Consider the following 12,028-nt stretch of genomic DNA (forward strand, 5'->3'; position numbering starts at 1 on the left):
CCCGGTCAGGGGGTGCGGATCCCGTTGACCATCGCGTCGATGATGCTCTCGACGGCCACCTCGTCGGCCGCCGCCTCGAAGCCGAGCGTCACCCGGTGCCGCAGCACCCGGTGCGTCAGTGCCTTGACGTCGTCGGGGACGACGTGGTTGCGGCCGTCGACGAGGGCACGGGCCCGCGCGGCGCTCGTGAAGGCGATGCTCGCACGCGGGCTCGCGCCGAAGTCGACGTAGCCGGCGAGGCGCGGCTCGATGTAGTCGCGCGGGTGCCGCGTGACGTAGCCGATGCCGACGACGTAGTTGACGATGGCCGGGTCGATGTAGACCCGGCCGACGAGCGCCTGCAGCCGCTTGACGTCGGCGACGGACACGACCGGCTCGGACGCCGTGAGGAAGATCCCGGAGTCGATGCGCCGCAGCACCTCGGCCTCCTCCGCCGGTGACGGGTAGTCGAGGACGTCCTTGAGCATGAAGCGGTCCATCTGCGCCTCGGGCAGCGGGTAGGTGCCCTCCTGCTCGATGGGGTTCTGGGTCGCGAGGACGAGGAACGGGTCGGGCAGGGCGTAGCTCTTGTCGCCGATCGAGGTCTGGCGCTCCTGCATCGCCTCGAGCATCGCCGACTGCGTCTTGGCGCTGCTGCGGTTGATCTCGTCGAGGAGCACGAAGTTGGCGTGGACGGGGCCGAGCTGGGTCTCGAACGTGCCGGAGTGCTGGTTGTAGACCTGCGTGCCGACGATGTCGCTCGGCAGCAGGTCCGGGGTGCACTGGATGCGATGGAACTTGCCACCGACGGCCTGCGCGATCGTCTGTGCGGCCGTCGTCTTGGCCAGTCCCGGGACGCTCTCGAGGAGGACGTGGCCCCCGGTCAGCAGCGCGATGAGGAGGGTCTCCTGCAGTCGTGCCTGGCCGACGACCTTCGAGGCGAACGCCGTCGAGATGGCCTCGATGGTCTCGCCGGCCCAGTGCAGCTCCTCGGGGGTGAGGTAGCGCGTCGGGGCCGGGGCGGTGCGGTCCGGAGCCGTGTCGATGCCGGCCACGGCGACGTCCTCGTCGGGGGCGGCGGGCGAGCCAGAGAGCTGCTCCGGCTCGTCGGGGACGGCCGCGTCGTCCGGGACGTTCGGGACGCCCATCACGTGCCCGTCCTGGGCGGGTGCAACCGGACCGTCCTGCGCGTGGCCTGCCGTGCCCGGGAGCGCGACGGTGAAGGTCTCACCGTCGGCCTGGGCCTGCTGGCCGTCGGCGACCGACTCCTCGGCGTTGACGTTGCCCACCATCGATTCCCCTTCTCGACGCGTACCGGCGGAGGGAGTCGCGCCGGCAGGGACACATCGTAAGCACGGCTGGCTGTGCCGCGCCGGTGGTCCCGTCACCCCACGGACGCTCCGGGGGCCCTTAACGCTCCCGTCAGGCGTCGATCCGCTCGCGGTCGACCTCGGCCGCGGACTCGATGATGAAGTCCTTGCGCGGGGCGACCTCGTTGCCCATGAGCAGCTCGAAGACGCGCTCGGCGGTCTCGAGGTCGCGCATCGTCACCTTGCGCAGCGTGCGGTGACGTGGGTCCATCGTCGTGTCGGCGAGCTGGTCGGCGTCCATCTCACCGAGGCCCTTGTAGCGCTGCATCGGCTGCTTGATCCTCTTGCCCGACTTCTCGAGGCGGGCGAGCGTGCGGCGCATCTCCGGCTCGTTGAAGGTGTAGATCAGCTCGTTCTTCCTGGCGCCGGCGTTGATGACCTCGAGCCGGTGCAGCGGCGGCATGGCGGCGTAGACGCGACCGGCGTCGACGAGAGGACGCATGTAGCGGAAGAAGAGCGTCAGCAGCAGCGTGCGGATGTGCGCCCCGTCGACGTCGGCGTCGGTCATGATGATGACCTTGCCGTAGCGGGCGGCGGAGAGGTCGAAGCTGCGGCCCGAGCCCGCACCGATCACCTGGATGATCGAGGCGCACTCGGCGTTCTTGAGCATGTCGGAGACCGACGCCTTCTGGACGTTGAGGATCTTGCCGCGGATCGGCAGCAGCGCCTGGAACTCGGAGTTGCGGGCCTCCTTGGCGGTGCCCATGGCCGAGTCGCCCTCGACGATGAACAGCTCGGAGCGCTCGACGTCGGTGGTGCGGCAGTCGCGCAGCTTCGAGGGCAGCGTCGAGCTCTCGAGGGCGTTCTTGCGACGCTGGGTCTCCTTGTGCAGGCGCGCGCTGATGCGCGACTTCATCTCGGAGACGACCTTCTCGAGCAGCAGTGCGGCCTGCGCCTTGTCGCCGCGCTTGGTCGACGTGAGGCGGTCGGTCAGCTCCTTCTCGACGACCTTGGCCACGATGGCGCGCACGGCGTTGGTGCCGAGGACCTCCTTGGTCTGCCCCTCGAACTGCGGCTCGGCGAGGCGCACCGTGACGACGGCCGTCATGCCGGCGAGGATGTCGTCCTTCTCGGGCTTGTCGTTGCCGACCTTGAGCCGCCGGGCGTTGACCTCGAGCTGCTTGCGGAACACCTTGACGATGGACTGCTCGAAGCCGGTGACGTGCGTGCCGCCCTTGGGCGTCGTGATGATGTTGACGAAGGACTGGACCCTCGTGTCGTAGCCCTGGCCCCAACGCAGGGCGACCTCGACGGCGCACTCGCGCTCGAGCTCGGTCGGCGTCATGTGCCCGTTGACGTCGAGAACCGGGACGGTCTCGGTAAAGGTGCCGGAGCCCTCGAGCTTCCACACGTCGGTGATCGGGGTGTCGGGCGCGAGGAACTCGACGAAGTCCGCGATGCCGCCGTCGTGCTGGAAGACCTCCTCGATGGGGCCCTCCTCGCCGGGCGTGCCCTTGAGGCGCCGCTCGTCGCGGATGACGAGGCGCAGCCCGGGGACGAGGAAGGAGGTCTGGCGGGCACGACCGAGGATGGCGTCGTAGTCGAGCTCGGCGTCCTTGAGGAAGATCTGCCGGTCGGGCCAGAAGCGCACGCGCGAGCCGGTGACGCCCCGCTTGGCCTTGCCGACGACGGGCAGCGCGCTCTTCTTCTCGTAGGGCGTGAACTCCGAGTCGGGCGAGTGGATCGCCGTGCGGTCACCGAAGGTGCCGGGCTCGCCGCGCCGGAAGCTCATGCCGTACGTCTTGCCGCCACGGTCGACCGCGACGTCGAGCCGCGCGGACAGGGCGTTGACGACGGACGCGCCGACGCCGTGGAGGCCACCGGTTGCGGCATACGACGCGCCACCGAACTTGCCGCCCGCGTGGAGCTTGGTGAAGACGACCTCGACGCCGGACAGGCCCGTGCGGGGCTCGATGTCGACGGGGATGCCTCGGCCGTTGTCGCGGACCTCGATGGACCCGTCGCCGCTGAGGATGACCTCGATGTCGGTGCACACGCCGGCCAGGGCCTCGTCGACCGCGTTGTCGATGATCTCCCAGAGGCAGTGCATGAGGCCGCGCTGGTCGGTCGAGCCGATGTACATGCCGGGGCGCTTGCGCACGGCCTCGAGGCCCTCGAGGACCTGGAGGTGGCGGGCGGTGTAGTCGCCGTTGCCGGAGGGAGCGGGTCGTGAGGCGGAGGCCACGGTGTGTCGTTCTCTTTCCGTCGGTGTGCGGCCAGCGGTCGGGCTGTGGAGGGCTGGCAGGGGAAGCCTAGTCACCGCCACCGACCGCTCCCGGGAGGCTCGCTGGGCCCCGGGCGACCGACCTCACGGACGACCCGGACACGATTCCCCGACAGCCCCGCGGGCCCCACCGGGAGCACCTCACCAATCCGTATCTGGGCGGCGCGGCGAATCACTGACACGTAACGATGTTGGTCCGACGGGCGTCTCAGTTACCGAGCCTCACCATCGGGAAGGTTTCGACGTGATTCACTGTTGGAACGTCCACGAGGCGCGAGAGGTCCACCCGATGGACCGATCGGGCGTCGTAGGTACATGGCAGGGTTTCCCTCCGGGGGACCCCCGAGGGAGGAAAGAGGCGAAATACGATGACGACAGCACTGGCACCCGAACTGACTGCTGCTGACCGCTGCGACCGATGTGGGGCTCAGGCCTACATCCGCGCCCGCCTCGTTTCCGGCGGAGAGCTGCTCTTCTGCGCGCACCACGGACGGGAGCACCTCCCGGCGCTGAAGGACAAGGCTCTCGACATCCGTGACGAGACGGAACGACTCACCGAGGTCCCGGGATCTTCTCCCGTGGACGAACACTGAGTCCAGAGGCGATCTCCGACCCGGCCCCTCCTGACCCCATCCTGATCCGCACGCCGCCGACGGCTGCCCCGTGATCACTGCGACGAACGTCCTCGTTCTCCTCGCGATGCTCGTGGGCACCGTCGGCATCGTCGTCCCGGTGCTCCCTGGACTGCTCCTGGTGTGGGGAGCGACGCTCGTCTGGGCGTTCGAACGTCAGGACGGGCCGGGTTGGCTCGTCCTCGGCATCTCGACCCTGCTGTATGCCGTGGGCCTCGTCGCGCAGTACCTCGTCCCCGGGCGCCGGATGAAGACCGCGGGCGTCGACGGGGTCATCGTCGCGGTGGCGCTGGCCGTCGCCGTGGTGGGGTTCTTCGTCGTGCCCGTCGTGGGCGCGCCGCTGGGCTTCGTCCTGACGATCTACGTCCTCGAGCGGGTCAAGCACCGCGCCCACGCCCCGGCCTGGCACGCGACGACGCAGGCCCTGCGGGCGGTGGCCCTCAACATCGGCATCGAGCTCGTGACGGCGTTCGCGATGATCGCGACGTGGGCTCTCGGGGTCTACGCCACCCGCCCCTGAGCCCTCTCGCTGAGCCCTCTCGCTGGGACCTCCCTGAGGCCGCCCTGAGGCCGCCCTGAGGTCAGGCGCGCTGCCCCCGTGACGGGCCCGAACGGGCCACGGACATGACGACGGACCCGGACGCATACGTCAGGGTCCTTGTCTGTGCGGGTGGCCGGAGCCGGTCAGCGACGCGTCACCACTGGTCGCGGCGCCGCTTCTCCCACCGCTCCTCGAGGCGTTCCATGAAGCTGGCCTGCTTGGCCGAGGCGGCCTTGGCCTTGCCGGCCCGCGGCTTGGTGGTGCCGTCGCTGGCGACGGCGGCGAGCTTGGTCTTGGACGGAGTGATCGCGTAGACGATGCCCGCGACCATGATGGCGAACCCGACCGCACCGAGCCAGATGCTGCTGCTCATCGCCGAGAAGACCACGAGGGCGAGACCGACGACAGCTGCGACCACGCCGGCGACGAGGCGCCCACGGCCGAGACCGCGTGACTTCGTCTTCTCGATCCGCGACGCGAATCGAGGGTCTTCGGCGTAGAGGGCCTCCTCCATCTGCTGGAGGAGTGCTTCCTCGTGTTCCGAGAGTGCCACCGGGCACCTCCCTGGTGCGAAATCGACTGTGCCCGAATCGTATGTCGGAAACGGCCGACGCGGACTTCTTTCCCTCAGGATAGGTCGCGCCGACCGCGTTGGGAACCCGAGGGTCGGTCAGGCATCAGTGATGCTGGACGCACCGACCCGGCACCGAATCTGGCGCTCGCCCGGTCGACCGCGCGGTCGGCCTCGCGCCACCCGTGCTCGGGCTCGTCGAGGGTGGCCTGGATGGGGGCGACGGCCGACGGGACGAGTCCCTCGAGGCGGACGCCGACGAGCCGGATGCGGGCGCGTTGGAGGCCGAGCCGGTCGTAGAGCTCGCGTGCCGTCGCGAAGATGTCGCGGGACACGTCGGTGTGGTGGCGCAGGGTCTTGGCGCGGGTGATCGTCGTGAAGTCGGCGAAGCGGACCTTGATCGACACGGTGCGTCCCGTCATCCCGGCGGACCGGGCCCGGGCCGCGGTGCGGTCGGCGAGGCGCAGCAGCTCACGGTGGATGCGGACGGGGTCGTCGATGTCGTGCGCGAAGGTCTCGTCGGCGCCGATCGACTTCTCGCGTCGCTCCGGCACGACGGACCGGGGGTCACGACCCCACGCGAGGTCGTGCAGGCTGCGGCCGGCGACGTCGCCGAGGGCTCGCTGGAGGGTCTCGACGGGCGTGTGCGCGAGGTCGGCGACGGTGCGCAGGCCGAGGCGGTGCAGGTGCTCCTCGGTCTTGTCGCCGACACCCCAGATCGCACCGACGGGCAGCTGGTGCAGGAACGAGACGACCTCCTCGCGCGGCACGACGATGAGCCCGTCGGGCTTGGCGAGGTTGGAGGCGAGCTTGGCGACGAACTTCGTCGAGGCCACCCCCACCGAGCAGGTGATGCCCTGCTCGTCGGCGATCGTGTCACGCAGCTGCTCGGCGATCTGCGTCGGACGGCCCAGGCGGCGTACGGCCCCGGAGACGTCGAGGAAGGCCTCGTCGAGCGAGAGGGGCTCGACGCTGTCGGTGATCGTCGCGAACGTCGCCATGACGGCCTCGGAGATGGCCGCGTAGCGGCGGTGGTCGGGCTCGATGATGACCGCCTGCGGGCACAGCCGCTGGGCCCGGGCCATCGGCATGGCCGAGGTGACCCCGAAGGCTCGGGCCTCGTAGGTGGCCGAGAGCACGACGGACCGCCCGCTCGCGCCGCCGATGATGACGGGTCGGCCCCGCAGCTCGGGACGCGAGATGAGCGAGGCGGACGCGTAGAAGGCGTCCATGTCGACGTGCAGGACGGTGCAGCCGGTGTCGTCGGGCGGCTCGGAGCCGGCTCGGGTCGGCGCGGTGAACTGGCGGCGGCTCATCGTCGGCCCGCCGGACGGGTCGACGCGCTCACGACAGCGCGGTCAGTCGCGACGCGCGACGACGTGGAGGGCATTGCCGAGGGTCCGGAGGAACTCGCGTCCCGGACCGGTGACGAGCAGCTCGTCGAGCTCGGCCAGGGCGACACGGTCGGCCTCGGAGTCGATGAGCGAGGCCGGGACGAGGTGGCCGAGGATGTTGGTGCCGCGCACCCGGACGTCGGTGAAGCCGGCGTCGGCGAGGAGCGTCTCGAGCTGCTCGACGTCGAAGCGGCGCGGCAGCGGATCGGTGCTCCCCCAGCGACCGGACGGGTCGACGAGGGCGGCGCGGGCCTGACCGAACTCACCGGCGATGGCCTTGGCGAAGACGACGGACAGGCGGCCGGAGACGAGCAGTGACAGGACACCGCCCTCGCCCAGCGCCTGCGCGATGGCGTGGAGCGTGGCCGCGGGGTCGTCGACGAACTCGAGCGTGCCGTGGCAGCAGGCGAGGTCGACGTGACGCCCGGCCAGGACGGAGCCGAGGGTGTCGCCGTCGCCCTGGACCGCGGTGATGCGGTCGACGATGCCGGCCTCGCGGGCCCGGCGGGCGAGCGATGCGAGCGCGTCGGGACTGGGGTCGACGACGGTGACGCGGTGACCGGCCTCGGCGAGCGGGACGGCGACGCCGCCGGTGCCGCCCCCGAGGTCGAGGACCTCGAGCGGACGGCCGAGGCGCTGCGAGCACTCGTCGGCGATGCGACCCACGGCCGAGACGACGGCCGACGGCCGGACCCCTCCACGTCGCTGGGGGCGCTGCTCGTCGGGCACGGGATCCTCCGTCTGGGAACGTGGTACGCGTGGTGCCGCGTGTGGTTCGTGTGCGTCATCACCCTAGTGCCCCGAGCTTCCCGGACTCGCGTGCCACAGCTTGCGTGGCGGGCCACCCACGGTCTCGGTGGGCACGAGCCCGCTCGTGCCGCGCGGTCCCCGGACGTCGTCACCCGCCGGCTTGATGTCGGCGTAGGGCGACTGCTTGAAGCCCGAGGCATGGACGAGCACCCGCCGGCCGTCCGGCCCCTCACCGACTCCGGCCTTCGCCCCGTCGGGTCCGGCGAGCGCGGTGGCGCGCTCCCACGCCGACCGGTCTGCGGCCTCGAGCGCGTCACGGACGGCGGTGATGCCTCCGGAGGTCCACGCGTCCTGCAGGGCCGAGAGCTCCCACGCACCGGTGGCCCGGATGGAGACGCCGCGTGGGCCGGTGCGTCGCACGACCCCTCGGCAGAGCAGCAGCCACGAGTGGAAGACGGTGGCGGCATACGGGCCCTGGACGTCCTCGAAGAAAGTGAGGTCGGCCGGGCCGGTGCCGTCGTCGAGCGTGAGGAAGACGACGCGGCGTCCGGTGCGGATCGGCGGGGTCTGGGTGGCGACCTTGACCCCGGCGACGAGCACCTCGCGGCCGCTGCGGCCGGAGAGCAGGTCGCGCGCCCGGGTCACGCCGAGCGCGTCGAGCAGCGGGCCGTAGAAGTCGACGACGTGACCGCTCGCGTCGAGGCCGAGCACCTCGAGCTCGGCCCGGACGCGCTCCGGGCCGGTCATCTCGGGAAGGCCGCTCGTCGCGGAGAGCCGTGGCGTGTCGCCGAGGTCGAGCGTCAGCTGGGTCGCGATCTGCGCGGGCGCCCCGGCGGAGGCCTGCGACTGGGCGGCCGCGAGCGCCCGGATGTCTCCCGTGGCGGAGACGGACGTGACCCGGCCCCGTGACGAGCCAGGTCCCGAGGACCGGCTCGCGGCCGAGACCCGCCGGGAGGACCGGCGCGACGACCGCTGCGAGGAGGACCAGCGGTCGAGCTCGGCGACGTGGAGCAGCAGGTCGCGCCGGGTGACCCGACCGCGACGGCCGAGGCCGCCGCGCGCCCGGCCCACGACCCCGGACCCGCTCTCGTCGAGGCGGGAGGGACCACCGAGGTCGATGTCGTGCAGCGAGTCGAATCCTCCTGCGAGCACGAGCTTCTCGGCGACCGGCCGCGACACGTGGGCGCGCTGCCAGAAGTCGGACAGGCTGGAGTAGGGCTGACCGGCGACGATCTGTGCCACCTCGGCCTCGCTGATGCCGTGGACGTCGGCGAGCGAGAGCCGGATGGCCTCGCCGCCGTCGTCGGTGCGCTCGAAGCGGTAGGCGCCGGTCGAGACGTTGACGTCGAGCCCGAGGATCGCGATGCCGAAGGTGCGGGCGTCGTCGAGGATGAGGCGCTTGGGGTACATGCCGGGGTCGTGGGTGAGCACCCCGGCGAGGAAGGCCGCGGGGTGGTGCGTCTTGAGCCAGGCCGACTGGTAGGTCGGCAGCGCGAAGGCCGCGGCGTGCGCCTTGCAGAAGCCGAACGACGCGAACGCCTTGAGGACCTCCCAGATCTTGTCGGCGACCTCGGGCGCATAGCCGCGGTCCCGGGCCGCGGGTCGCCACCACGCCTCGATCCGCTTCTGCCCGTCGGGCGTGCCGAGCGTGCGGCGCACCTCGTCGGCCTGGGCGAGGGTCACCCCGGTGGTCTCGGCGACGATCATGAGCACCTGCTCGTGGAAGACGACGACGCCCTCGGTCTCCTCGAGCGCCGGGACGAGCGACGGGTGGAGGTAGGACGGGTCCTTCCAGCCCTGCCTCGCGTTGAGGAACGGGATGATCATGTCGCTCTTGACCGGGCCGGGGCGGAAGAGGGAGATGTCGATGATGAGGTCGTCGAAGGTGCGTGGCCCGAACTTGCCGATGAGCTCGCGCTGTCCGGGGCTCTCGATCTGGAAGCAGCCGAGGGTCTTCGTCGAGCGGACGAGCTCGAAGGTCGGCTCGTCGTCGAAGGGCACCTGCGACTCGTCGTCGAGGTCGACGTGGTCGCCGTCGACGCGCTCGACCTCCATGACGGCATGGGCCATCGCGGACTGCATCCGGATGCCGAGGACGTCGAGCTTGAGCAGTCCCATCTCCTCGACGTCGTCCTTGTCGAACTGGCTCATCGGGAAGCCGAGCCAGCTCGCCTCGACGGGTGTGCGGTCGAGCAGGACCGAGTCGGAGAGCACGACGCCGCACGGGTGCAGCGCGATGTGCCGAGGCAGGCCGTCGAGACGCTCGACGATGTCGAACATCAGCTGCAGGCGGGGCACGTCGAGGCCGCTCGCGCGCAGCTCGGGCAGCTCGGCCAGGGCGTTGCGGACGTTGCGGGCGGCGATGTGCGGGAAGGCCTTGGCCATGGCGTCGACCTCGGGCGGCGGGAGCCCGAGCGCGGCCCCGGCGTCGCGGATCGCGTGGCGCACCCGGTAGGTGTCCATCATCGAGACGCACGTGACCCGCTCGCCGCCGAAGTGGTCGAGGATGCGCTCGTAGATCTCGGTGCGCCGGGCCGACTCGACGTCGATGTCGATGTCGGGCAGCTCGGCCCGCAGCGGTGAGCAGAAGCGCTCCATGAGCAGCCCGTGCCGCATCGGGTCGACGCCGGAGATGCCGAGGAGGTAGTTGACGAGCGACCCGGCCCCGGACCCGCGGGCGGCGACCCGCACGCCCATCTCGCGGATGAGGTCGCAGACCTGGGCGACGGTGAGGAAGTACGTCGCGTAGCCGAGGGTCTCGATGACGCCGAGCTCGTCCTCGAGCCGGTCGCTGACGGCGACGAGCTCGCTCTCGGTGCGGGCGGGGTAGCGGGTCGGGATGGACTCGCGGCACCGACGCGCGAGGACGCGGTGCGGGTTGGTGCCGGGCCGGATGCCGAGGACGCCGGGCTCGGGCAGGTGGACCGAGCCGATGCCGAGGTCGGCCCGCGGGTCCTGGACGCAGTCGGCGGCCAGCGCCGTCGTGCGGGCGAGCAGCTCACGTGCCTGCTCGCGGGCCAGGGACCCGCCGCCGACGAGCCCCGGGCCGGAGACCTGGACGACATCGAGGGCGAGCGCGTGCATGAGGGGTGTCGGCGAGAGGTGCCCGGCGGTCGTGACGCGGTCGAGGTGGCGCGCGTCGAGCGCGACGAGCCGGCGGGCGGCGTCGAGGACGTCGACGATGGCGGCGTCCTGCGGGTCGGCATGGCGCACCGCGGCCGTGATGACGCTGGGCACGCCGACCTCGCGGGCGAGCGCGAGCATGCGTCCGGCCTGTCCGAGGCTGCCGGGCTGGTGCTCGGGTCCGCCGTGGCACACGACCTCGACGACGACGGCGCCCCGCGGCAGCAGCGCGACCCAGCGCTCGAGCGCCGCCCGGGCGTGGTCGCGTCGCTTGGCGAGCACCGCGCGACCGACGTCGGAGTCGGGCCCCAGGAGCACGACGAGGCGGGAGGGCCCGCCGTCTGCCACCGATGGCGTATGCCGTCCGCCTCGTCCGTCGGGTCCGCGTCGCCCGTCGGGTCGGTCGGGTCGGTCGCCCTCCGCCGAGGACGGCACGGACGGGACGGGCGGGACGGACGGGACGGGCGGGGTGGTCAGCCGGCGCGCGTGCTCGGCGACGAGGGCCGTGGTCGTCACGGGGTTGCCGCGCTCGCCGCGCAGGTGGGTCGCGGTGACGAGGCGACACAGCGCCGCCCACCCTGCGCCCGGGGCGAGACCGGTGCTGCTGCCCCGGGCCAGCACCGTGACCCGCGGGAGCCGCGGGTCGACGAGGGCGCCGCCGCGGACCGGGGTGCGCACCGGACGTCCGCCCCGCCGCTCGGGCTGGTCGGGACCGAGCGCGAGATCGACGCCGAGGATCGGCGCGACGTCGTGCTCCATGCAGGAACGGACGAACTTCACGGCGCCGTAGAGCCCGTCGCGGTCGGTCAGGGCGAGCGCGGGCTGCCCGAACGCGGCGGCACGCTCGACGAGCTCGTGCGGCTTGGCCGTGCCGTAGCGCATGGAGTAGCCGGACGCGACGTGCAGGTGCACGAAGCTCTCGGTGCCGTCGGCCGTGCCGCTGCTGGTGCGGCTCCTGGTGATGGTGGTCATACCGGTCGTCACGCCCCGCTCGCCCGGCTCCTCGAGACCGGGGTGATCGACTGCGGCAGCGGGATCGTCGCGGGGACGCCGAGGAGGTCCTGGACGATCTCGAGGAACATCTCGGCCTGGCGCAGCAGGTCGTCGGACTCGCGCGCGCTGATGTGACCCCCGCGGTCGATGACCGACCGGTGCGCCGAGCAGGCGGCGAAGAAGGCGGCCCACTCCCCCAGCTCGGGGGCCACCCCGGGCAGCACCTGCCAGACGCTGCGCGGTCGCGAGCGGGGCGACGGCACGGTGCGGGCGGCGACGAGGGCCGCGGCGGCGCGCAGGGCCCCGAGGTGGGCGTCGCGGTAGCGCTCGGACGCGTCGCTCGTGCGGCACGCGCTCTCGAGGGTCGCCCGGCCCCGCTCGAGCAGGTCGAGCACGGCGACGGAGATGGGTGGGCGACGCAGGTCGTGGGCGGTGGTCATGGTGGTTCCTC

Annotated in this window: 9 protein-coding genes; 2 read left to right on the forward strand and 7 right to left on the reverse strand. The window is 71.9% G+C overall.

Features of this window, described 5'->3' with window-relative positions; genetic code table 11:
* Positions 1–5 precede the first annotated feature (5 nt).
* Both ACSSS0_RS01010 and ACSSS0_RS01015 read right to left on the reverse strand, forming a co-directional pair.
* A complete protein-coding gene (locus ACSSS0_RS01010) occupies positions 6–1,127 on the reverse strand; it encodes an AAA family ATPase (RefSeq protein ID WP_487231171.1) in 1,122 nt (373 codons plus the stop codon).
* 274 nt (positions 1,128–1,401) lie between these two features.
* Positions 1,402–3,534, reverse strand: a complete 2,133-nt coding sequence (locus ACSSS0_RS01015) for a DNA gyrase/topoisomerase IV subunit B (RefSeq protein ID WP_487229719.1) — start codon at positions 3,532–3,534, stop codon at positions 1,402–1,404.
* Positions 3,535–3,941: 407 nt separating this feature from the next.
* Here ACSSS0_RS01015 and ACSSS0_RS01020 point away from each other — a divergent pair, with 407 nt between their 5' ends.
* A complete protein-coding gene (locus tag ACSSS0_RS01020) occupies positions 3,942–4,166 on the forward strand; it encodes a DUF7455 domain-containing protein (RefSeq protein WP_435985790.1) in 225 nt (74 codons plus the stop codon).
* Between the two features lie 70 nt (positions 4,167–4,236).
* The gene (locus tag ACSSS0_RS01025; protein WP_435985789.1) at positions 4,237–4,725 is read left to right on the forward strand and encodes a DUF456 domain-containing protein; all 489 of its coding nucleotides are present in this window, start codon (positions 4,237–4,239) and stop codon (positions 4,723–4,725) included.
* A 175-nt stretch (positions 4,726–4,900) separates the two neighbouring features.
* On the opposite strand, the gene ACSSS0_RS01030 is transcribed toward ACSSS0_RS01025, so the two are convergent.
* From ACSSS0_RS01030 to ACSSS0_RS01050, 5 genes are all read right to left on the reverse strand, one after another.
* Positions 4,901–5,299, reverse strand: coding sequence for a DUF3040 domain-containing protein (locus ACSSS0_RS01030; protein WP_435985788.1), 399 nt, complete (start codon positions 5,297–5,299; stop codon positions 4,901–4,903).
* Between the two features lie 74 nt (positions 5,300–5,373).
* Positions 5,374–6,633 carry a DNA polymerase IV gene (dinB, locus tag ACSSS0_RS01035; RefSeq protein WP_256792064.1) on the reverse strand — a complete coding sequence of 420 codons (1,260 nt, stop codon included), beginning with the start codon at positions 6,631–6,633 and terminating at the stop codon, positions 5,374–5,376.
* Positions 6,634–6,675: 42 nt separating this feature from the next.
* Entirely contained in the window at positions 6,676–7,440 is a 765-nt protein-coding gene (locus ACSSS0_RS01040; RefSeq protein ID WP_487229720.1) for a class I SAM-dependent methyltransferase, read from the reverse strand.
* A 63-nt stretch (positions 7,441–7,503) separates the two neighbouring features.
* Positions 7,504–11,556 (reverse strand): DNA polymerase III subunit alpha, encoded by a 4,053-nt coding sequence (locus tag ACSSS0_RS01045; protein ID WP_487229721.1) that lies wholly within the window; start codon positions 11,554–11,556, stop codon positions 7,504–7,506.
* 8 nt (positions 11,557–11,564) lie between these two features.
* Positions 11,565–12,017: an SAV_6107 family HEPN domain-containing protein gene (locus tag ACSSS0_RS01050; protein ID WP_435985785.1), complete on the reverse strand. Its 453-nt coding sequence runs from the start codon at positions 12,015–12,017 to the stop codon at positions 11,565–11,567.
* Between the last annotated feature and the right edge of the window lie 11 nt (positions 12,018–12,028).

Source organism: Terrabacter sp. R4-6 (assembly GCF_057529065.1).

Bases quoted from the DNA above. Each gene is read 5' to 3' on its own strand.
- ACSSS0_RS01050 (WP_435985785.1), bottom strand. From the start codon at position 12,017: ATGACCACCGCCCACGACCTGCGTCGCCCACCCATCTCCGTCGCCGTG.
- ACSSS0_RS01010 (WP_487231171.1), bottom strand. From the start codon at position 1,127: ATGGGCGTCCCGAACGTCCCGGACGACGCGGCCGTCCCCGACGAGCCG.
- dinB (WP_256792064.1), bottom strand. From the start codon at position 6,633: ATGAGCCGCCGCCAGTTCACCGCGCCGACCCGAGCCGGCTCCGAGCCG.
- ACSSS0_RS01045 (WP_487229721.1), bottom strand. From the start codon at position 11,556: ATGACCACCATCACCAGGAGCCGCACCAGCAGCGGCACGGCCGACGGC.
- ACSSS0_RS01020 (WP_435985790.1), top strand. From the start codon at position 3,942: ATGACGACAGCACTGGCACCCGAACTGACTGCTGCTGACCGCTGCGAC.